General features: G+C 56.1%; 21 protein-coding genes. 15 read left to right on the top strand and 6 right to left on the bottom strand.

Features of this window, described 5'->3' with window-relative positions; translation table 11 throughout:
• The first annotated feature begins 10 nt into the window (after nt 1–10).
• The 5 genes from N4A58_RS07135 to N4A58_RS07115 are packed head-to-tail and all read left to right on the top strand — an operon-like array spanning nt 11 to nt 4,978.
• Nucleotides 11–1,012 carry an ABC transporter permease gene (locus N4A58_RS07135; RefSeq protein WP_293708549.1) on the top strand — a complete coding sequence of 334 codons (1,002 nt, stop codon included), beginning with the start codon at nt 11–13 and terminating at the stop codon, nt 1,010–1,012.
• On the top strand, nt 1,009–2,517 hold the full coding sequence (locus tag N4A58_RS07130) for a sugar ABC transporter ATP-binding protein (RefSeq protein ID WP_293708548.1): 1,509 nt from the start codon (nt 1,009–1,011) through the stop codon (nt 2,515–2,517). Before N4A58_RS07135 ends, N4A58_RS07130 begins: the two co-directional genes overlap by 4 nt.
• Nucleotides 2,517–3,389, top strand: coding sequence for an NAD(P)-dependent oxidoreductase (locus N4A58_RS07125; protein WP_293708547.1), 873 nt, complete (start codon nt 2,517–2,519; stop codon nt 3,387–3,389). Before N4A58_RS07130 ends, N4A58_RS07125 begins: the two co-directional genes overlap by 1 nt.
• Entirely contained in the window at nt 3,386–4,099 is a 714-nt protein-coding gene (locus tag N4A58_RS07120; RefSeq protein ID WP_293708546.1) for a ThuA domain-containing protein, read from the top strand. The genes N4A58_RS07125 and N4A58_RS07120 overlap by 4 nt, the downstream gene beginning before the upstream one ends.
• A 21-nt stretch (nt 4,100–4,120) precedes the next feature.
• Entirely contained in the window at nt 4,121–4,978 is an 858-nt protein-coding gene (locus tag N4A58_RS07115) for a fumarylacetoacetate hydrolase family protein (protein WP_293708545.1), read from the top strand.
• 823 nt (nt 4,979–5,801) lie between these two features.
• On the opposite strand, the gene N4A58_RS07110 is transcribed toward N4A58_RS07115, so the two are convergent.
• The 6 genes from N4A58_RS07110 to N4A58_RS07085 form a co-directional block, all read right to left on the bottom strand.
• On the bottom strand, nt 5,802–6,611 hold the full coding sequence (locus tag N4A58_RS07110) for a sugar phosphate isomerase/epimerase (protein ID WP_293708544.1): 810 nt from the start codon (nt 6,609–6,611) through the stop codon (nt 5,802–5,804).
• Between the two features lie 12 nt (nt 6,612–6,623).
• Nucleotides 6,624–7,442: a carbohydrate ABC transporter permease gene (locus N4A58_RS07105; protein WP_293708543.1), complete on the bottom strand. Its 819-nt coding sequence runs from the start codon at nt 7,440–7,442 to the stop codon at nt 6,624–6,626.
• Entirely contained in the window at nt 7,439–8,311 is an 873-nt protein-coding gene (locus N4A58_RS07100; protein ID WP_293708542.1) for a carbohydrate ABC transporter permease, read from the bottom strand. The genes N4A58_RS07105 and N4A58_RS07100 overlap by 4 nt, the downstream gene beginning before the upstream one ends.
• 54 nt (nt 8,312–8,365) lie before the next feature.
• The gene (locus tag N4A58_RS07095; protein ID WP_293708541.1) at nt 8,366–9,643 is read right to left on the bottom strand and encodes an ABC transporter substrate-binding protein; all 1,278 of its coding nucleotides are present in this window, start codon (nt 9,641–9,643) and stop codon (nt 8,366–8,368) included.
• Nucleotides 9,630–10,706 carry an ABC transporter ATP-binding protein gene (locus tag N4A58_RS07090; protein ID WP_293708540.1) on the bottom strand — a complete coding sequence of 359 codons (1,077 nt, stop codon included), beginning with the start codon at nt 10,704–10,706 and terminating at the stop codon, nt 9,630–9,632. Before N4A58_RS07090 ends, N4A58_RS07095 begins: the two co-directional genes overlap by 14 nt.
• Before the next feature lie 224 nt (nt 10,707–10,930).
• Nucleotides 10,931–11,128: a hypothetical protein gene (locus N4A58_RS07085; protein WP_293708539.1), complete on the bottom strand. Its 198-nt coding sequence runs from the start codon at nt 11,126–11,128 to the stop codon at nt 10,931–10,933.
• 161 nt (nt 11,129–11,289) lie between these two features.
• Between N4A58_RS07085 and N4A58_RS07080 the strand changes: the two genes are divergently transcribed.
• The 10 genes from N4A58_RS07080 to N4A58_RS07035 all read left to right on the top strand — a co-directional run bounded on the left by N4A58_RS07080 (nt 11,290) and on the right by N4A58_RS07035 (nt 20,263).
• A complete protein-coding gene (locus N4A58_RS07080; protein WP_293708538.1) occupies nt 11,290–11,463 on the top strand; it encodes a ribbon-helix-helix protein, CopG family in 174 nt (57 codons plus the stop codon).
• A gap of 4 nt (nt 11,464–11,467) precedes the next feature.
• Nucleotides 11,468–12,994 (top strand): CHAD domain-containing protein, encoded by a 1,527-nt coding sequence (locus tag N4A58_RS07075; protein ID WP_293708537.1) that lies wholly within the window; start codon nt 11,468–11,470, stop codon nt 12,992–12,994.
• A gap of 2 nt (nt 12,995–12,996) precedes the next feature.
• Nucleotides 12,997–13,749: an AAA family ATPase gene (locus N4A58_RS07070; protein ID WP_293708536.1), complete on the top strand. Its 753-nt coding sequence runs from the start codon at nt 12,997–12,999 to the stop codon at nt 13,747–13,749.
• The gene (locus N4A58_RS07065; protein ID WP_293708535.1) at nt 13,746–14,222 is read left to right on the top strand and encodes a CYTH domain-containing protein; all 477 of its coding nucleotides are present in this window, start codon (nt 13,746–13,748) and stop codon (nt 14,220–14,222) included. Before N4A58_RS07070 ends, N4A58_RS07065 begins: the two co-directional genes overlap by 4 nt.
• 130 nt (nt 14,223–14,352) lie before the next feature.
• Entirely contained in the window at nt 14,353–15,984 is a 1,632-nt protein-coding gene (locus N4A58_RS07060; RefSeq protein ID WP_293708534.1) for a phosphotransferase, read from the top strand.
• The gene (locus N4A58_RS07055) at nt 15,977–16,858 is read left to right on the top strand and encodes a GAK system ATP-grasp enzyme (RefSeq protein WP_293708533.1); all 882 of its coding nucleotides are present in this window, start codon (nt 15,977–15,979) and stop codon (nt 16,856–16,858) included. The genes N4A58_RS07060 and N4A58_RS07055 overlap by 8 nt, the downstream gene beginning before the upstream one ends.
• Complete coding sequence (locus N4A58_RS07050; RefSeq protein ID WP_293708532.1) at nt 16,855–17,940, top strand: HprK-related kinase B; 1,086 nt, start codon at nt 16,855–16,857, stop codon at nt 17,938–17,940. Before N4A58_RS07055 ends, N4A58_RS07050 begins: the two co-directional genes overlap by 4 nt.
• Nucleotides 17,933–18,619, top strand: a complete 687-nt coding sequence (locus tag N4A58_RS07045; RefSeq protein ID WP_293708531.1) for a histidine phosphatase family protein — start codon at nt 17,933–17,935, stop codon at nt 18,617–18,619. Before N4A58_RS07050 ends, N4A58_RS07045 begins: the two co-directional genes overlap by 8 nt.
• A gap of 274 nt (nt 18,620–18,893) precedes the next feature.
• A complete protein-coding gene (locus tag N4A58_RS07040) occupies nt 18,894–19,967 on the top strand; it encodes a metallophosphoesterase (RefSeq protein WP_293708530.1) in 1,074 nt (357 codons plus the stop codon).
• Between the two features lie 14 nt (nt 19,968–19,981).
• Nucleotides 19,982–20,263 carry an amphi-Trp domain-containing protein gene (locus N4A58_RS07035; RefSeq protein ID WP_293708529.1) on the top strand — a complete coding sequence of 94 codons (282 nt, stop codon included), beginning with the start codon at nt 19,982–19,984 and terminating at the stop codon, nt 20,261–20,263.
• The last annotated feature ends 81 nt before the right edge of the window (nt 20,264–20,344 follow it).

Raw genomic sequence — 20,344 nt, 5'->3', positions numbered from 1 at the left:
GAGGTCAGTCATGAAAAAAGGCAATCTCTCTCATCTGGTCAAGAGCGGTGCGATCTGGGGTTTCATTTTGCTCGAACTCGTCTTCTTTTCTGTGGCAGGAGAATACTTATCCCTGTCGGAAAAGGCCTTCATGGACTGGCAGAACATGCTGCTTCTGTTCAAGCAGTCTGCACCAATCGGTATCATCGCGATGGGAATGACAATCGTGATGGTGAATGGGAATATCGACCTGTCAGTGGGTGCCACATTCGCCATTGCCGCGATCATTCTGCTGGATAGCATGACATGGCCCATCTTTGCGGGACTTGGGGATTGGGTAATTCCGGTTGCTTGGCTGCTGGCACTATCGGTCGGGACTTTGCTCGGTGCGCTCAACGGCTTCATAGTTTGGAAAACCGGTGTTGATGCATTTATTGTGACGCTCGGGTCGATGCTTGGGTACCGCGGTATCGTCTTTATGTTCAACGGCGAGAACCCAACGAGTCACCTTAACTGGACATTGGTGGATTTTGCCGAAGCGCAATTTCTGGGATTTGCCACAGCTACCTGGTTCCTAGCTGGCGTCACCTTGATCATGTGGTTTCTCATGGCCCGAACCGTGCACGGTCGTAACGCCTATGCAATCGGCGACAATCGCGAGGCCGCCGTGAATGCCGGTATCCGGGTTGGGCCCCACATGATGGTCAACTTCGCGATCATCGGCTTTCTCGCAGCACTGTCGGCGGTAATCTTCTACTCCGAGTCTGGTTCTGTGAACCCCAACGACGGTCAGCTCTACGAGTTGTGGGTCATCACGGCAGTCGTGCTCGGTGGGACAAAAATTACAGGCGGAGCAGGCAACGTAATCGGAACCCTTGGCGGTGTGATCGCCATCCAGCTTCTGCGCAAGGGCCTTGGCCATATCGGTGCGGATACGTCCACTGTCAATCTTGTAATCGGCCTGATCCTGATCGCGGTGCTGTTCCTCGACAAGCAGTTGAATATCAAAGGCAAAGAGGAGTTGAAGGTATGACCGATCCCGTTTTGCGCCTCGAGAATATTGTAAAGACCTTTCCTGGTGTTCGTGCACTAGATGGCGTCTCCTTTGCCGTGATGCCCGGGGAAGTTCATGCGCTCATGGGCGAAAATGGCGCTGGTAAGTCCACTTTGATGAAAGTCCTTGGCGGCATTCACCAACCCACTGAGGGCGCGATTTACGTGGGGAATGATCGGGTCGTTATGGCTGGTCCCCTTGAGGCTAAAGCCAAAGGCATCGTGTTCATTCACCAAGAACTCAGTTTGGCCGAAGAATTGAGCGTGGCCGAGAACATCTATCTGGGAGAGTTACCACGCAAACGCTTTGGCTTTGTCGATTGGCCGACTTTGACAGACCGGACGAACACAATCCTGAAGAAACTGAATGTGGGCTTCGATGCCAAAACACGGGTTGGAGATTTATCGATCGCCAACCAGCAGATGGTGGAAATCGCGCGCGCGCTGACTGTCGATGCCAAGGCGGTGATTTTCGATGAGCCGACCGCCTCGCTGACGGACGCAGAAAAGGTTGTGCTGTTTGACGTCATTGCAGAGCTAAAAGCCAGCGGCGTCGGGATCATCTACATCTCTCACCGCATGGAAGAAATCTTTAAGATCACTGACCGGATCTCGATCCTGCGCGATGGACAATATCAGGGCACCGTAGACACGGTTGAGACAAATGAAGAAGCCGTCACCCAGATGATGATTGGGCGGCAGTTGGATCTAACACGCAACGCGTCCCATCACGAGTTGGGTGAAGTTGCATTAGAAGTACGCGGTTTATCATGCGGTAAGTTGTACAAGGATGTCAGCTTTGAAATTCGCAGAGGTGAAGTCGTAGGCTTCTACGGTCTGGTCGGGGCGGGGCGCACAGAAATTGCCGAAACTCTGTTCGGTCTGCGCACTCCAACCTCAGGCGAGATTGTACTTAATGGTGTCATACAACAGATCAATTCGCCCACCGACGCGATTTCGCTTGGCATCTCTCTTGTCCCCGAAGATCGCAAAGGGCAGGGACTGGTTCTGGGAATGAACTGCCGCGATAACATGACCTTGCCTCAGGTCGATAACTTGAAGGCCGGTCCCTTTGTCGCTGAGGGTGCAGAGATTGCAATTTTTGACAAATATCGCGAAGGCCTCGACATTCGTACGCCTGGCTGGAAACAGAAAGTAGGGAACCTCTCGGGCGGCAATCAACAGAAAATCGTAATTGGCAAATGGCTCTCGATGCATCCCGAGGTGCTCATCGTCGATGAGCCGACACGCGGGATCGATGTAGGAAGCAAATCCGAAATCCACAAGTTGCTGCGTGCCCTCGCTGCCGAGGGGTACGCGGTTATGGTTGTCAGTTCGGAAATGCCCGAGGTTTTGCATGTCTCTGATCGGATTGTTGCAATGTATTCAGGGCGGATCATGCGGACCTTCACCTCCGAAGAAGTCACTGAGGACAGCTTGATTCAAGCTATCTCTGGTCTCGCCCCACGCAAGGAAAGTGCGTGATGCGTATTGGGTTCGCGGGGTTGGGGCGCATGGGGGCGCCGATGGCTTCGAACATCGCAAAGCGGTTGCCGAATACCGAACTAACGCTTTGGAACAGAAGTGCTGACAAAGCCGAGGCGCTAGCAAAATCCTTGGACTGTTCTGTTGCGGCTTCTCCAAAGGCGCTCTCAGACGCATCTGACATTGTCATAACAATGCTTGCCGACGATCCATCTTCAGAAATCGTTCATCTGGCCGAAGATGGACTGTTTCAAGGATCCGCGCGCACCTTTGTCGAGATGGGCACTATGAGTCCAAGCCACATCGACATCCTCGTCAAAAGCGGTCCGGACGGTGCGCGGATCGTTGATGCCCCTGTCTCGGGCGCGACACAAGCTGCTGCCGATGCGGATCTTCTGATTATGGCGGGTTGCAACGAGCAGGACGGGCAAGATCTTAAGCCGGTCCTAAAAGCACTCGGAAGGAAAACCGTTTTTCTCGGACGCAGCGGCGCTGGCGCCATCATGAAGCTTGCGGTGAACTCGATGATCCACGGCATTAACCAAACATTGGCTGAAGCGATGTCCTTGGCCGAGGCTGCGGGTATTGCTCGAGAGGATGCCTTTGACACCATCGAACAGAGCGCCGCATGCGCGCCGATGTTGCGATACAGGCGGCCGCTCTACCTCGATGAGGCCAATCACGATGTAACCTTTACGGTAGACCTTGCACTCAAGGACATGAAGATCACAGCAACGCTCGCCGACCAACTCAAATCCGCGATGCCGCAAGGCCATGTCACATTGGACAAACTACGCGCGGCTCAAGCTCATGGGTATGGAGAGCGGGACATGGCCGCCATGCTCGATTACATGCGAAAGGAAAGGCCATGAAAGCTGCACTATTTGTTGGTGGTTGGGAAGGCCACGCGCCGACTGATTTCGCCCGTTGGTATAAAGATCTCTTGGAACAAAACGGTTTCGAAGTGGTGGTTTACGACACAATGGAGCCGCTCGAGCGGCCCGAGGTTTTGGCTGACCTCGACCTAATAACACCAATTTGGTCTTCGGCCCGCTCAGGACACCGCGAAGAGTTCGGCAATATGACGAAGAGGCAAGAAGATGGCTTGCTGTCTCTGATCAGCAACGGCTGCGGGATCGCTGGGTGGCACGGGCACATGGGCGACGCCTTCCGAGACCGTCCGACTTACCACTTCCTGATTGGCGGACAATTCGTTGCGCATCCTCCGGGCTGGCCCGATAATCTACAACCACGCGAGGATTACATCGACTACGATGTAACGATTTGCAAACCGGACGATCCGATCGTCCAAGGTATCAAGAGCTTCCGGCTGACATCCGAGCAATACTACATGCTCGTCGATCCCTCGAATGAAGTCCTCGCGACCACGACATTCTCTGGCGATCACCTGTGGTGGATCGAAGGGACAGTGATCCCTGTCGTGTGGAAACGGCGATGGGACAAGGGGCGCGTTTTTTATTGCTCCATTGGGCACGAACTCAGCGACCTGAAGATACCGCAGGTGACAGAAATCATGCGGCGCGGCGCTCTTTGGGCTGCCGAAGGCAAATCTGCAGCCTGACAAAACCACGAAGGAGATGACATGAAACTCTTGCGTTATGGACCGCACGGGGCGGAAAAACCTGGACTATTGGACTCCGAAGGATTTGTACGAGACCTGTCCGCCATCATTCCAGACATTGCAGGGCAAGCTTTGACGCCCGAAGGCATGGAGCGTCTGCGCACCATCGATCCCGACACTCTGCAACGTGTGGATGGGGCACCTCAAGAAACCCTCCGCTTAGGAGCCTGCGTCGGTCAAATCGGAAAATTCATCTGCATCGGCCTGAACTACGCCGACCACGCGGCAGAAGCCGGGCAACCGGTACCGGAAGAACCAATTATTTTTAACAAATGGACCTCCGCCGTTTGTGGTCCGAACGACGATATCCAAATCCCACGCAATAGCGTTAAAACAGACTGGGAAGTCGAGTTAGGCGTCGTGATCGGCAAGCCCGGATCTTACATATCCGAGTCTGAGGCGATGGACCATGTCGCAGGGTTCTGCGTGATTAATGATGTCTCTGAACGCGATTTTCAGCTCAACCGCTCTGGCACTTGGGACAAAGGCAAAGGCTGCGACACCTTTGGTCCGACCGGCCCTTGGCTGGTGACACCTGACGAGATCGACGATGTCAATGCGCTCGATATGTGGCTCGATGTGGACGGAAAGCGAATGCAAGATGGCAGCACAAGCACGCTGATTTTCAAGGTTCCGCACCTTATTAGCTATTGTAGCCAATTCATGAGCTTGCAGTCAGGTGATGTGATCTCCACTGGAACACCGCCCGGAGTCGGAATGGGCCAGAAACCGCCTCGGTACCTACGCGGCGGAGAAAGGGTCACGCTCGGGATAGAGGGCCTTGGGTTCCAAAGCAGCTTGGTGCTCGCGTCATCCTAATGCTGCATCACCTGAAGATCGCTGTCCTGTCTTTTTCAACATTACCAACGACGAGATAAGTCTTTGGCCAGCGGTCTGCTCTTGGTAGGCTCAGTGTGTTGCTACAAGACTCAGCCTGCCAAGGATTAACAGCGCGAATCCATATGGTTAGATGGATAGCCTGAGACAACGCATGCGCTCGCTAGGGAACGGTGAACTCGTCCGACTACAGCGCCCATCTGCACAATCCCGGGTCCTTACTGATTGGGTTGGGCGAGGAAATGGCCTGGCACACTCCGCATGAGGGCGGTGCGGGGAGACAACCATTCGTATCTTATGCAGCGATACAGTTCTGACGTTCACTCAATAGTGAAGGGGGTCATCGCGATTATCCAGTTCCGGAAGAATCGTCGACCGTGGAAGGAGGATTGCACGGCCTCCAAGGCACGTAACGAAATCCCACGCGCAACTGCGCCATAACCAACTGCAAGCGGCCGACTGAATACCGGAGCGGCGCCAAGGCCAGGAAGCCCTGCCTTAGGTCTTTCTGCGAGCGCATCGCCGCGAGAGACCCCGACCGCCAAACCCCCGAAATCCATATCTTTGTCGCACTCATCGACCAATACAGCGCCTTCGGCTTCTCCGAGGACTTCCGCGTGGTGTGAGATTGAAACGGAAAGGATCACTCACGCCACCGCCCGCCTTTCTGCAGAAGTGGTGAGAAAACCGAAGAATGCGTAGGACGCATTTCATGGCGAAATGGTTTTTTGGTACTTGCAGGAGTATGCCGCGCGGGAGGGGCACTTTCTCAAAGCCGTTCCCTCCGTTGTAAGGCGCTCAGTTCTTAAATGAGCGTGTCCAACCAAGCTACTGTTTTCGGTAGTAGTTTCAGACGGTCACGGACTTCGACAATCAAGCGTGGTGCTTCTTCTAGCGCATCCAATCCATTCAGAACGGGAACCCAGTTGATGCGGCCTTCGCCGGGGTGCCAGTGGCGGTCGGCGTAACCATCGACGTCTTGAAGATGAACGTGCCCCAGGTGGCCACTCGCCGCCGCGATGAAGTCGGTCACAGACGGGGCGTTATAGTTGTTGTGCGCTAAATCCGCGTGGCCAGTGTCGATAGAAATCTTCAAATTCGGATGGTCGATTTGACGGATCAGATCCACGCGGGTGGCGGGGTCGGTGTCCTCGATATTTTCAAGCATCAGGGTGCAGCCGATATCTGCAGCGCGGGTCAGAACGGGGGCCAGACAGTCGGCGGCGGCCTCCATCATCTGCGATTCGACCTTGGGGTAGTTGCGGCGGTTCAGGACGTGCCACATGGTGAACGGGCTGTGAATGACCATATGGCTGCCGCCTAAGGCTTCGGCGATCTCCAGCCCCTTCAGGAACCGGTCCTGAATGATAGCGCGGATGGCACGGTCGGGGTTGGACAGCTCGAGGCCAAAGAAAGGGCCATGGATACCGCGCAGGCCGTTGTGGCCGTCGAGCGCGGCTTGGTACTGGCCGATCAGGTCGCCGCAATCGCCCGCGATCACGTCCGGCATGACGAAATCCTGAATTTCGATAGGGCGGTCGGACTCACAGAGCCAGTTTTTGATGGTTAGGTAGCTGTCGAATTCAACAGCTGCGCCAATGGTTGAAAGAGCCAAAAAAGTGGTCCTTTATTTGATGCCAGCGCGCATAAAGCTCTGCACGAACTGGCGTTGGAAGAGGAAGAAACCCAGCAAAAGCGGGGCAGAGGTCATGAGCGTTGCGGCGTTGATTACCGCCCAAGATGTGCCGCTATCGGTGGTGGCAAATACCGACAAACCGACGGTCAGTGGCCTTGTTTCGACGGAATTGGTGATGATCAGCGGCCAGAGGAAGTTGTTCCAGTGATGGCTGACCGACACGAGGCCAAAGGCCAGCATCGCGGGCTTGCCCAAGGGGACATAGACGCGCCAAAGAAGACCGAGGAGAGAGCAGCCCTCGATCCTCGCGGCTTCGTCCAGTTCCTTGGGGATCGTCATAAAAGTCTGGCGCAGCAGGAAGATCGCAAATCCCGAGGCAAAATAGGGCAGGCCGATGGCAAGGATGGTATCGACCAGCCCGAGGCTGCGCATGGTCCGGTAATTCTCGACCAGCAGGATATCGGGCATCACCAGAAGCTGCATCAGGATCAGGGCAAAAAAGATCGATTTTCCGGGAAATTCCAGCCGCGCAAACGCAAAGGCCGCCAGTGTGCACAGGACCAGTTGGGTGCTGAGGATAATCGCGACCAAGAGGATGGTGTTCAGGAAATAGCGGGCAAACGGTGCTTGGTCCCACGCGCTGGTAAAGTTGGCCAGCGTCAATGGGGCGGTCAAGTCAAAGCGTGCCTCGAACGCGGGCGGGTGGATCGCGGCCCAAACGGCATATGCCAGGGGTACGATCCAGAGAAGCGCCAGCAGGGTGCCCGCGCTGCGGATCAAGATGCGGTCAAGGGGCGTGTCATGAATCATTTATAATGTACCCGCTTGTCGGCGAGGAAAAACTGCCCGATCCCCACGACCCCGAGGATTGCGATCAGCACCACCGTCAGCGCCGCCGCATAGGCCGTGTCCCAGAACCGAAAGCCGGTCTCGTAGATGTAATAAAGGAGCAGCATTGAAGCGTTATCCGGCCCGCCTTTGGTCATCACGAATACATGGTCCACAAGGCGGAAGGCATTGATCACTGCGTTCACCGACACAAACAGGGTCGTGGGCATGATGAGTGGCAGGGTTACGCGCCTAAAGAAGGTCCAACGCGAGCATCCCTCAATCGCGGCGGCTTCGCGCAAGGTTTGGGGGACGGTTTGCAAGGCCGCAAGGAAGAAGATCATGAAGAAACCGGCCTCTTTCCAGATGGTCACAAGGGCCACGGAAAACAGGGCCGTGTCCGGCTGGCCCGCGTAATTGGCCGAGGGCAGGCCCAAAAACAGGCGGATCTGGTCGATCAGGCCAAAGCCCGGCGCGTAAAAGAATAGCCAGATATTGGCGACAGCGATCAAGGGCAGGACCGTCGGCGTGAAGAAAGACATGCGCATCAGCCCGACACCTCGGAACGAGCGGTGCACCAGTAGGGCCATGGACAGCGCCAGAACGATTGAGGTTGGGATCGTGATCGCCGCATAGATTGCCGAATTCACCATCGCCTTGATGAACACCGGATCGCTCAACATCTGCTCATAGTTGCCAAGGCCGGCAAACACCGAGGCGCGGCGACCTTTGGGCGTGGTCCAGAAGCTGTTCACCAGCGTCTGAACTGCGGGCAGATGGGTGAAGGTGATCAGGAATACAAACGCCGGCAAAAGCAGCGCCCAAGCGTAGAGCCATTCGCGTTTGATCATGTGCATCCCCGAAAAAACAATGGGGCCCCCGCAATCGAAGGCCCCAATAGAGACTTAGTAATAGGGCTTCAGGATAGCTTCGGCAGCGGCTTGCGCGCCGTCCAAAGCAGCCTGCGGTTCGGTCTGACCAGTGATCGCCGATTCCAGTGCCGAGTTAAGCAGTTGGGTGACCTTGGGACCTTCGAACGTCGACAGCTCTTGCACGGCGTATTCCAGCTGGTCACGGGCAACCAGAGCCTGTGGGAAGTCGGCAGTGTAGGCCTCCATGGTGTCGGTGTCCCAGACGTCGGGGCGAGGCGCAACGTAGCCGGTTGCGATGGTCCACTTGGCGGCTTGCTCGGGCGCGGTGACCCATTTGACAAAGTCCGCAGCGGCTTGCAGTTCCTCGTCGCTCGACCCCTTCAGCAGGTAGAAGTTGCCGCCTCCGGTAGGAGCGCCGTTCTGCTGCAGGCCCGGCAGGAAGCCCACGCCAAAGTCAAAGGGCGCGTTGGTGCGGACGTTGGTCAGGTTGCCGGTGGTGGTCCAGATCATCGCGGCTTGACCGTCGAAGAACGCCTTGGGGGTGCCGCCCCAATCCAGAATGCCGGGGGCCATGACTTCGTCGGTTGCGGACAGATTGACCAGAGCCTCCAGCGCGCCAACAGCGGCGTCAGAGTTGAAGCTGACTTCGGTTCCGGTGTCGTCAGCCAGAGTGCCGCCGCCGTTGCCAGCAACGATGCCAGTCCAGAGCCACGAAGGGAAACCCGACGACGGGATATGCACGCCCCACTGGGTGACGTTGCCTGCGTCGTCCTTGACGGTCAGGGCTTTGCCCATTTCGACCATTTCAGCCCAGTTACTCGGGCCTTCTTCGGGGTTCAGGCCAGCAGCTGCGAACGCTTCTTTGTTCCAGTACAGAACGGGGGTCGAACGCTGGAAGGGGATGCCCCATGTTTTGCCTTCGGTCTGGCTGTTTGCCATGAACGCGGGGTAGAAGCCGCCGATCCATTCGTTCTGCTCTTCTTCGGTGACGAAATCGTCCCACGCAACAATCATGTCTTCGTCAATAAAGGTGAACATGTCAGTCGAGAGCGAGATGATCAGCTGGGGCGCGTTGCCGCCACGGACGGCGGTGATTGCCTTGGTCGTGGTGTCCGCGTAGGAGCCAGTGTAAATCGCGTTGATGTTCACGTCCGCGTTGTTGGCCATGTACTCTTCGGTCAGGGCCTGAATGGTGTCTGCCGCGGCGCCGCCAACGGCCACGGGGAAGTAGAATTCCAGGTCGGTTGCCGAAGCAGCGCTCGCCAGCGCAGCAATTGCCGAACTTGCGAAGAAGACGTTACGCAGTTTCATGTGTCGTGTCCTTTTGAGCTAGGGACGGGGTGGGAAAATCGTACTGGGTCAAGCGCTGGCCATTGGCAGCGAACACGCTGATAGCCTCTGGCGACCAACCAAGAGAGAACTCATGCGGGGGCACTGGGGCAGAGGCTGGCATCCGCATTGTAAAATGTGTCTGGCCTACGGTGGCGCTGATCAAACGATCCGCGCCAAGGTATTCGATGCCGGAAATCCGCGCGGTGGGGCCGGTCGGGGCAACGCGCATATCCTCGGCCCGCAAACCAATTAGGTGTGGTTGGGGTACATCAGACAGGGGGCCGCCCGCCAGATCTGCAGGGTCGAATAGCGCCATCGGGGGCGTGCCTATAAAGCCTGCGGTAAAGGTCGTGGCGGGGCGGGTGTAGATGTCGTGGGGCGTGCCGGCTTGCTCGATCCGGCCTTGGTTCATGACAATGATCTGGTCCGCCATGGTCATCGCTTCGACCTGATCATGGGTCACATACACGACCGTCAGACCCAGCTGCTGCTGCAACGCTCGCAGTTCCATCCGCATCTCGGTCCGCAGCTTAGCGTCAAGGTTCGACAGCGGCTCGTCCATCAGGCAGATCGACCGTTCGCTGATCACCGCGCGGGCTAAGGCCACGCGCTGCTGCTGCCCGCCCGACAGTTGCGCCGGTTTGCGGTCTAACAGCGCGCTCAGCCCCATCATCTCAGCCACGTGGGTCAGGCGCTGGGTCCGTTCGGCTTTGGGGGTTTTGCGGACCCTCAGGCCGAACAGGATGTTCTCCGCCACATTCAGGTGCGGAAACAGAGCATAGGATTGGAACACCATCGACACATTCCGGTCGTTGGGCGAGGCGTTCCCAACATCCTTGCCGTCGATCTGAATGGTGCCGCTCGTCTGCTGATCCAGTCCTGCAATCAACCGTAGTAGGGTCGATTTCCCGCAGCCGGACGGGCCAAGCAGAACCGAAAACTCACCTTGCTTCAACGTCACGCAGACATCTTGCAGCGCATAGTTCTCGCCAAATGCTCGGGTCAGGGAACTGATCTGGATCGGGTGTTTGCTTTTCTGCATGCGTGTGCAGAAATCACCAATCGGCAAATACTAAGTGACAGTAAAAAGAAGGTTTTATGTCAGAGGGTAAATCTGATGGATGCCAACTGGCTGACAGTGTGTCTCAGATTGCAATCGCATAGCCACTGTCTTTGCCGCCATACTGGGTGGAACACCAGCGGCATAGGAAGAGAAGTCGCTGGTGGTGCAGCATGCCTAAAGGGATGTGCGTTGCTGGCAGTCTTTTAAAGATCGCTTGCGAAGCGTTCGAGCCAAGCCGAAATCGACTCAGCAGGCGCGCCAGAGAACTCGGCGTTTGAGAGGTGGTCGGGGGTCACGTCGCAAGGCTGAACGGGGCGGGGCAAGCTGTTTTTGCTGTGAAACCACACGTGGCTGACTGCGTTGCTGTCATCTGTCTCGGCGACAAACAGGCATTTTTCCATAACATCTACCTACTTGGTAAAATTGAGGGACAACTGCTTTCTGTTCTTTCTGTCCGTATGACAAGCCCGTTTCAGGCGAATTTCAAATAAATTTTTCCATGTGGTTGAAAATACTTCATGAAAGTGAAATAATGACGTCATTACGTCAAAATGGACTGCCTATGTCGAAAGATAAAAAGTCGTCAAACAAAGATGACAAAGCCAAGAAGAAGAATACCTCGCTCCGACTGGACAGCAAAACTCTCAAGGCGTTGAAACTGCGCGCGATCGAAGACGATACGAGCGTTCAGAAGATCATCGAAACGCTCGTCGAAGATTACCTCAAGAAATCTTGAAAACATGACATTTCCACCCGTTCCTACGTACTTGGCTTCGGCCTCGGCGCTTGACGCTTTTTCAGGCGCTCCGTCTGGCAAGTTGACCGCGCAACTGACCCGCAACGAAGACGACTCAGCTTTTGCTCTTCTGGACACGTTTGACGAAGACCTTCGCCAACGCGGCATGTGCCTGCTCCAAGCGGGCGCTGAACTGATCCTCTGGACTGCTGATGGCGCAATGCTTGGGCAGTCTGGTGTCGGCGCTCCGGCGCGGTTTGTGGCGGACCTTCCTTCGGGTCTGGTCAAAGACGCCCTTGGCTGTGTGCCTGCACTCCGGAGCCTCGTGCCATTGGGGCAGGGACGTTTGTCCTCGGCGCAGCTCGCTTTGGTTGACGACGAGGAAAAGACGCAGGCCCGCGCAAAGTTTCATGTGCTAGCTACAGAGGTAGGGCAAGGGGTTGCGATTGCTCAGTTGCAGAGCCTGCGGGGCTACGACAAAGCCTTTGAACAGTTGCAAAATGATCTAACCTTGGCGGGCGCGCTTCCTCTGACACAGGCACATCCGCTGAAGGCTCTTTTCCCCGACCATCAGCCCTATGTCGCCAAGCCGAAACTCGATCTGGCCGAGGATGCAACTGCGTTCGAAACAGCGAATGCGATCATCGGTGCTTATCTTCCTGTGGCGCGCAGGAACGAGCAGGGCGTTATTGACGACATTGATGTCGAGTATTTGCATGACTATCGGATTGCGCTGCGCAAAATCCGGTCGGTGATTAGCCTTTTCAAAGGCGTGTATTCCGACAAGCAAACCGAGAAACTGAAGCAGCGGTTTTCCGATCTGATGGCACCCACGGGGCGGCTGCGCGATTTGGATGTGTACCTGCTCGAGCGCGACTTCTTCTACGATCTGCTGCCAGAAACCCTGCTCGGCGGTCTGGATCGCATGTCAGAGATATTCTCAACCGAGCGCGAGAATGAGCTGCAGAAGCTGTCAAAGCACTTGAAGAGTAAGGGCTACGAGACAGAGATCACAAAACTGATCCACCTGTTTGACACACCCAAGAAGTTGCATGCGGGCCCCGCGGCGGAAGAACCTGCTCATGATTTCGCCTCTGCCTTGATCTGGAAGCGTTATCGCAAGATCTGCAAGATCGCTGCGGGGATTGATGATCGGACCGAAGATGAAGAGGTTCACGAACTGCGCATCCAGTGCAAGAAGCTGCGCTACTTGATGGAATTCTTTCAACCCGCATTCCCGAAAAACGAGTTCAAGTCTTTGATCAAGCCACTGAAAAAGCTGCAAGACAATCTAGGGCTATTCAACGACTATTCTGTGCAGCAAGAGAGCCTGAAGGATTTCCTCAGCGGGCTGAAGGCCGACGATCACGTGGCCAATATGCAATTGGCGCAGAGCGTCGGTGCCCTGATCGCGGTGCTACACCAGCGACAGCTCGCAGAGCGGCAAAAGGTTGTCGAGAGTTTTGCGGCATTCAATAGTCCGGCAACACAGGCAACATTCCGAGATCTGTTCCACGGCGGGAAGGGGTAACCATGAAAATCATTGCGTGCTATTCAAACAAGGGCGGCGTCGGTAAAACCGCAACCGCCGTGAACCTAGCTTATGCACTGGCGGATGCAGGGCGCCGGACCTTACTGTGCGATCTAGACCCGCAGGGAGCGTCAAGTTTCTATTTCCGTGTGAAACCGTCCAAGAAACTGACCGAGACCAAGTTTTTTGACGATGTCGAACGGTTCACCAAGTCTATCCGTGGCAGCGACTACGACAACCTGGATATTCTGCCCGCGAATATGACCTTCCGCGACTTCGACGTGTTCCTCAGCCGGATGAAGAACAGTCGTTCACGCCTAAAAAAGGCACTGAAATCGGTCAAGAGCGACTACGACGTCATCCTCTTAGACTGCCCGCCGAATATCTCGACCCTGTCCGAAAACGTATTCAGCGCGGCGGACGGGATCGTCGTGCCTGTTATTCCGACCACTTTGTCCCAGCGGACATTCCAGCAACTCGAGGAGTTCTTCCGCGAGAACGCCCTACCGCCGAAAAAGCTACACGCATTCTTCTCGATGTCCCAAGGGGTGAAGTCGCTGCATGGTCAGACCATGGAAGAAATGCGCAAGGAGCATAAGAAACGTTTCCTCAAAACGCAGATCGCCTTTGCCTCGGATGTCGAGCGGATGGGGGTGCATCGTGCCCCTGTGGTAGCGACAGCGCCCCGAAGTGCGGTTTCGGTGGCTTATCGCCAGTTGCATGACGAAGTGATGGAAAGGTTGAACAAAGCATGAGCGCGCCCATGGAAATCGAGAAGAAGTTCCTTGTCTCAGAATGCCCCGCTCTGGATGATTTCAAAGCCGAAGTCGTCCGACAAGGGTACATCACATCTGGCGAGGATAGCGTCGAGGTGCGGGTCCGCCAAAAGGGGGAGGGCTACTACATCACCGTCAAATCCAAAGGCACTCTTGCGAGGTCAGAATACGAAGCTGCGATAGAACCAACGCAGTTTGAAACACTCTGGCCCGCGACAGCAGGGCGCCGTTTGGAAAAGACCCGCTATACCGGCACATTGCCAGATGGCGCGGCGGTCGAGCTTGATCTTTTCGAGGGCCACTTGGCGGGGTTGCAGTTGGTCGAGGTTGAGTTTGCCTCAGTCGAGGAAGCCAACGCATTTAAAGCGCCTGGCTGGTTTGGCGCCGACGTGACCGAAGACAAGCGCTACAAGAACAGCGCTCTGGCGGTGGCGGATCAGCCTCCGGCATAAAAAGAGTCTTTAACCGGGGGCATACCTTCACAGAACTGCAGAATTTGATCTGTAAGCTAACCCGAATGCGCGCCTGCGGCTTCAGTGCGGCGCGCTAGACCCACCGACTAGACTTTCAGGAAACCCAACGGTGCCCCAGCTCGATCCGATTGCGGAAAACTTGTCCCTGCTAATCGCGGAGATGGATGGCCAACTGCAAAAACTGTTGACCTATTTCAAGGACCCGCAGTCCGAATTGGCTGCCCAACTGATGCAGCGGGCAGGCTATTCGGGGAACCTGTCCTCTCGTGTGAGCAAAGCGTGTCTGGCCGCTATGATCCGAGAAAAGCAGAACAATCGAACGGATCTTCATCTGCAAGGCATTGATACGATTGCACGGAATTTGGACCTGATCGCGCGTCTGGGTCGCCGCGCGGTGGATCAAGCCGAGAAGGTCGAGAGAAAGAGGGTGCTACGTGCTATGGAGTACGTGGCGCCACTTGGCCGTGTGCGCAAAACGCTGGGGCGGATTCAGTCAGCACTGGCGGATAGAGATAGCAAACTTGCGGTCACGATTGGCAAAGAAAGGCAGTCCATCGAAAAATTCCACTCAAGCCTTTTCGAAACCTACACGCGCGAAATGGAAGGGTCGAAACACACGCAGGATCTAGCCTTCGCTCTGCTGACCTTGAACGAGATCACGCGGATCGGAGAGGCTCTGCAGGCCATCTCTGAAGCGATCCTGTCCATCAACATCGGGCAGTCGGTGCGATTTGAGAAATACTTCACTTTGCGCAGCATCCTGTCCTCGGTGTCTGATGGCAAAGAGGTGGCATTGACACCCCTAGCCGAAACGCGTTCCGGCTCTGCGATTTCGAGCGTCAGAATGCGAGGCCCGAGCGGGGATACCATCTCTGCGGTGTTCAAGGATGGCGACAAACGCAAGGTCAAGGAAGAGCGGGTTGGTGTGAAAAGCTGGAACTCGGTTTATCCCGGCCTTGCCCCTGAGATTCTATCCTACGAGAAAAACGGGAAATCGGCGGCCTTGCTAATCGAACACCTTGATGGCGAGACATTCGAGGACATTGTTCTTGGTGGCAGTGATGCTGCCTTGGCCGAAGCGCAAACGGCTTTGCATCGCACTGTCAGGGACATTTGGAGGCAGACAGCCAGCCCCGAACCCGCAGCTATGCAAGCGATGGATCAACTATCAAAGCGGATGAAAGACGTCTATCGCCTGCACCCTTGGTTCGCGCGAGCCGCGCAGAATGTGAATGGCTGCGTCGTACATTGCTTTGATGAACTGATCGCCCAAGCGGCAAGTCGCGAGGAGCGGCTATCCGCGCCTTTCTCGGTCTACATCCACGGTGACTTCAATCTGGACAACGTGATCTATGATCCTGTCAGCGCCAAGATCCGTTTCATCGACCTACATCGCTCGCGCTACATGGACTATGTGCAGGATGTTTCAGTTTTCATGGTGTCCAACTACCGGCTGCAGGTGCTGGACCAATCAACGCGCCAGCGCATCGCCGGCGTTGCGACCGAGATGCACCAAATGGCTTCGAAATTCGCGCGCCGGCGGAAAGATGCGACCTACGACTATCGGCTTGCCTTGGGGTTGGCGCGGTCGTTCGCCAGCTCAACCCGCTTTGTCGTCGATCAGAACCATGCGCGACGGATGCTGCTGCGCGCCCGCTATATCCTCGAGACTGCGCTGGCCGTGCCCGAGGGGCGCGAGGCGCGTTTCAAACTGCCCATAAGGGAACTCTTCAATGACTAAACGCATAGGCGTGATCGGCACGCCGGGAAAATGGTCGACCGAGGCGTTGGCCGATGCTTTCGCTGAGCGTACCGGCTATCGGAATGTGATCGACATGGCGGACGTTCACCTTGATTTGCAGACGCGCGCACTCATGTGCGGCGAGCTTGATCTGTGTGAACTTGATGGTCTGGTTTTGAAAAAGGCAGCTGAGACATACAGCCCCGATGCGCTGGACCGGCTGGAAATGCTCCGCGTGGCCGAGGCGCGAGGGGTTCGCGTCTTCAGTCCTGCGGAACGCGTTATCCGCTTGATGGATCGCTTGGCCTGCACAGTGACCCTGTCGAATGCGGGGCTGCCGATGCCGCCGACGACGATCACCGAAAACGTCGAGGAAGCCAGTGCAGCGTTGAACCGCTATGGGTCTGCCGTGTTCAAGCCGCTCTTCTCGACAAAGGCCCGAGGGATGGTGTTGCTGGATGCCGACGCCCCCGATGCCGAGGCGCAAATCGCAACGTTCAAAGCCGCTAATCCTATGATGTACATTCAGGCCAAGGCGGATTTGTCCGGACACGATCTCGGCATGGTTTTTCTGAACGGCTCGTACCTGTGCACTTATGCGCGCGTCAGTCAGAATGACAGCTGGAACACGACGATCCGTTCTGGGGGCAAATATGCACCATACGAGCCTTCGCCAGAGCTCATCGAATTGGGCCGCCGTGCGCAACAGCCCTTTGGGTTGACTTTCACCACTGTTGATATTGCGTTGACGCCGACGGGGCCGATTGTCTTTGAAGTCTCGGCTTTCGGAGGCTATTCCGGCGCGTTGAAAGGATGTGGGGTCGATGCGGCGGCTTTGGTGGCCGAGCACGTGATCTCCGAGGTATCTGCATGACGACTGCCCAACTGAGCGCTGGGGATGTGCTGGCGCAGCTTGATCTCTCGGCGGCCGGAGACGAAGGGTTCGCGCTCAAGGTCGGCGGGATTGGGGTCAAGGTTTTGTGTCCGCAGCCTTTGTGCGATCGCTTGATGGCCTATTTCGACGACGCTTTGGCCGATGAGGCAGGCGCGATCACGGTGCACCTTTTGCCTGACCAGAAACTGACGCCAGAGCCTGCGTGGACTGATTGGCGGCGCGATGGAGGCAAGGTGGGTCGCAAGGATGCGGTTTGCGATCTGGACGGCGCGCGTCTAATCCACAAAGTGCGCAGCGGCGTGACCTTTTATCAGTCGTTCGATCACGCAGTGGCCTTTGGCCCGCTAGAGCAAAACGAGAGCACCGTTATCAACTTCATCAACACGCAGGCTCTGAACATTGCGTTGCGCGAAGGCTGGCAGCTGGCGCATGCCGCCGCAGTCACGAATGGGAAACGGACGCTGGCAATCTCGGGCCTATCAGGCGGGGGGAAGTCGACATCTATCCTACGGTTGATGGACACCGACGGGCTGTCTTTCCTCAGCAACGACCGCGTTTTGATTAAAGGGGGTGCGCCTGCTAAGGCCCTTGGGATACCGAAGCAGCCACGTATCAATCCGGGCACGATCCTAGGTAATCCGCGCCTGGCAGGCCTGTTGACAGAAGCCCGGACCGCCGAGTTGAAGGCCATGGCGCCTGCCGATTTGTGGGCGCTCGAAGAAAAACATGATCTGGTGATCAGAGACGTGTACGGAGCAGGGCGGGTACGCTTCGATGGCTTGATGACTGATTTCTGGGTTCTTAACTGGAGCCACTCGGCAGAACAGGACACACAGATCAGCGAAGTCGATCTCGTCTCTCGGCCGGACCTGCTGCAAGCGATTATGAAAAGCCCTGGCCCTTTCTACCAGAAGACTGATGGCAGCTTCGAACCGAACGGCAATACACCCGATCCTGCCTCCTATCTACAAGCGCTGAAGGGTGTGCGGGTCTGCGAAGTCTCGGGCAAGATCGACTTTGACAGGATCGCGTTAGCAGGGCGAGAACTCTTCGATGGCTGAACCGCGCTACGTCGCATTTCTGCGCCACGGCGACTACCATCAGCGCAAGGGTGTCCCTTCGGCACGGCAGCCTTGGGCATTGACCGATCGGGGGATTGCTCAAGCTCAAGCAGGCGCAGCTCTGCTACAGGAAATGATTGGCAAGTTCGGTCTGAACCTGTCGCCAAAGCTCCATAGCTCGCGGCAACTGCGCGCGTGGCAGACCGCGCATGTTCTGGCGGATGAACTTCAGAAGTCGAACCTGCGGGTTGATAGCATCCATGAAACTTCGGCGTTGGGTGAGCGTAGCCTCGGCAGCGCTGCAAACCTGACGGTCGCTGAGGTTGAGGACGCCCTGCGCAATGATCCTCGATATGATGCGCCACCCGTAGGTTGGAAGTCTGACAGCGACTTTTGTTTGCCGCTCGAAGGGGCAGAAAGCCTGATGCAATCCGGGGCACGCGTGGCCACATACATTTCCCAAACCGCAGAGCCAGGCCAGGTGACAGTGTTCGTTGGGCATGGCGCATCCTATCGTCACGCTTGCTACCATCTAGGTATTCTGAACCAAGAAAATATTGCAGCATATTCCATGTTTCACGCCCAACCGTCACTCATCTGTCATCAAAGCGATGGTACATGGTGTCACTTGGCCGGCGCGTGGAAGGTCCGTTCCCCGAAGGACGAACCAAAGGATTGATCCCGCTTTTCCGAACGTCAGGTCAAAGATAAGACGCGGAGGGGCAGGGATGACTGAACTTAGCACGGCGTTGGGCCATCGATTTTCTTTGCCGCCAATCGTCGATCCGGATGCGTGCCTCGGGGATCTGCCTCGTACGCTCGGACCTTGGCCTGAGGCCAGTTCAGAACAAATTGCATCATGCTTGGCAAATGCTCGTATGCACGGGGGATGGCACTGGCCCGATCGACCCATTGTTTTTGTCTCTGACCCCCATGCAGATGCTGAGGGGTTCTTGCGTTCCCTGATCGCCGCAGGTGTCATCCGTCGCGATCGGGATGGGATTTCGCTCACCCCCTTCGGCCAGCAGGCACGCATCATTTTGGGCGGTGATAGTCTGGACAAGGGCCCGAGTAATCTGGCGCTCTTGGACGCGATCGCTGATGTGATTGATGCGGGTGCTCACGTCCAGATCCTTGCCGGGAACCATGATCTACGCATGCGCATGGCCATCGGTTCTGTCCAAGGAGAGCGCACCGTACTGAATGAACATCTTTTCGTCCGCATGGGCCGCAAAATCCTGCCAGCTTTGCAAGAGGTTTTGGGGCGTTTTGTTACCGACGAAGATCTGGCAAAGGTCCCCGATGAAGCCACGTGTCGAGCTCGGCTTTTGCCCCGCGAGAACTGGTCCGAGCGGTTTTCCCAAGCTGCCCGTGCAGAGCTGCCTCAGAAGGCCATTCGCAAAGAGGTTCACAAGCTAGAAGAGAAACTAGCGAAATTCGACACTGACAGGCTGAGGATTGGTTTGTCGTACCGCGAACTTCTGGTCTCGCTTCGCAAGTGCCACCAGATCTTTTTCGAACCTGACAGTCATTACGGGTGGTTCTACCAGCGCATGGATGTTGTGGCGCGAAGCGGTTCGTTGCTCTTTGTTCATGCGGGCTTGTGCGACACCATGTGTGATGCACTGGCCGCCAACGGGATCGAAGCCGTGAATGCGGAATACCGCGCAGGGGCGGACGCCGCGACCTTGGGTTTCTATTTTGGTCCCCTCGCTAATCTCGTGCGCACGAAATACCGTGGAACCGATTGTGCACTCACGGATCACGGTGTGCGAGCATTACATCAAGCGGGTCTGCACATGGTTGTTCAAGGACATGTCAATAACCACGAAGGCCAACGCCTCTGTGCCAAAAAGGGTCTGTTGCATCTGGAAGGTGACATCACCTTGGACCGCACATCGCGCGCTTTAGAGGGGCTAGATGGGATCGGAACCGGTGCCACCTTGATCTTTCCAACAGGAGATGTGATCGGTCTTAGTAGGGATTACCCATGGGCCAAACATTTCGCGCCCGAGCGGATGAATTGAAAGCAGGAGCCCCTATGGCCGAAAGCGACGCGCGCTTTATCCACGAGTCACTTCAGGATGCAAAGACCGTGAAAACCCTATTGAACGCTCTTTCGAAGGGCTTTGCGAAGGGTGAGATGACGCTGTCAGATGAAGAGAATGAACTGGTTTTGCAAACTGGCAATCTCGTCAATCTACGTATTAAGGCAGCACGCGAGAATGGGCAGTGTTCCGTCAATCTTCGCGTTACATGGGCAGAACCCGATAGCGGAACTGATGTTCAAAAACAAAAGCCGCAAATCACTCCGTTAAAATGATCGGTGGAGCCTCCTTTTATCAGTTCAGCGAGTTGGAAGTCCTTTAGAGTAGTCCAAAGAGTCCCATTGGCCCGTTAAGGA

The sequence above is a fragment of the Donghicola sp. genome, assembly GCF_025210255.1.
Classification (GTDB): domain Bacteria; phylum Pseudomonadota; class Alphaproteobacteria; order Rhodobacterales; family Rhodobacteraceae; genus Donghicola; species Donghicola eburneus.
The sequence above is the reverse complement of the archived record's forward strand: the minus strand, read 5'-3'. Positions and strand labels throughout refer to the sequence as shown.

What these genes read in the sequence shown, in the direction of transcription:
- N4A58_RS07125 (WP_293708547.1), top strand. Translation starts at nt 2,517, where the DNA reads ATGCGTATTGGGTTCGCGGGGTTGGGGCGCATGGGGGCGCCGATGGCT.
- N4A58_RS07115 (WP_293708545.1), top strand. Translation starts at nt 4,121, where the DNA reads ATGAAACTCTTGCGTTATGGACCGCACGGGGCGGAAAAACCTGGACTA.
- N4A58_RS07035 (WP_293708529.1), top strand. Translation starts at nt 19,982, where the DNA reads ATGGCCGAAAGCGACGCGCGCTTTATCCACGAGTCACTTCAGGATGCA.
- N4A58_RS07055 (WP_293708533.1), top strand. Translation starts at nt 15,977, where the DNA reads ATGACTAAACGCATAGGCGTGATCGGCACGCCGGGAAAATGGTCGACC.
- N4A58_RS07065 (WP_293708535.1), top strand. Translation starts at nt 13,746, where the DNA reads ATGAGCGCGCCCATGGAAATCGAGAAGAAGTTCCTTGTCTCAGAATGC.
- N4A58_RS07105 (WP_293708543.1), bottom strand. Translation starts at nt 7,442, where the DNA reads ATGATTCATGACACGCCCCTTGACCGCATCTTGATCCGCAGCGCGGGC.
- N4A58_RS07050 (WP_293708532.1), top strand. Translation starts at nt 16,855, where the DNA reads ATGACGACTGCCCAACTGAGCGCTGGGGATGTGCTGGCGCAGCTTGAT.
- N4A58_RS07085 (WP_293708539.1), bottom strand. Translation starts at nt 11,128, where the DNA reads ATGGAAAAATGCCTGTTTGTCGCCGAGACAGATGACAGCAACGCAGTC.
- N4A58_RS07045 (WP_293708531.1), top strand. Translation starts at nt 17,933, where the DNA reads ATGGCTGAACCGCGCTACGTCGCATTTCTGCGCCACGGCGACTACCAT.
- N4A58_RS07100 (WP_293708542.1), bottom strand. Translation starts at nt 8,311, where the DNA reads ATGATCAAACGCGAATGGCTCTACGCTTGGGCGCTGCTTTTGCCGGCG.
- N4A58_RS07080 (WP_293708538.1), top strand. Translation starts at nt 11,290, where the DNA reads ATGTCGAAAGATAAAAAGTCGTCAAACAAAGATGACAAAGCCAAGAAG.
- N4A58_RS07075 (WP_293708537.1), top strand. Translation starts at nt 11,468, where the DNA reads ATGACATTTCCACCCGTTCCTACGTACTTGGCTTCGGCCTCGGCGCTT.
- N4A58_RS07090 (WP_293708540.1), bottom strand. Translation starts at nt 10,706, where the DNA reads ATGCAGAAAAGCAAACACCCGATCCAGATCAGTTCCCTGACCCGAGCA.
- N4A58_RS07120 (WP_293708546.1), top strand. Translation starts at nt 3,386, where the DNA reads ATGAAAGCTGCACTATTTGTTGGTGGTTGGGAAGGCCACGCGCCGACT.
- N4A58_RS07130 (WP_293708548.1), top strand. Translation starts at nt 1,009, where the DNA reads ATGACCGATCCCGTTTTGCGCCTCGAGAATATTGTAAAGACCTTTCCT.
- N4A58_RS07070 (WP_293708536.1), top strand. Translation starts at nt 12,997, where the DNA reads ATGAAAATCATTGCGTGCTATTCAAACAAGGGCGGCGTCGGTAAAACC.
- N4A58_RS07095 (WP_293708541.1), bottom strand. Translation starts at nt 9,643, where the DNA reads ATGAAACTGCGTAACGTCTTCTTCGCAAGTTCGGCAATTGCTGCGCTG.
- N4A58_RS07135 (WP_293708549.1), top strand. Translation starts at nt 11, where the DNA reads ATGAAAAAAGGCAATCTCTCTCATCTGGTCAAGAGCGGTGCGATCTGG.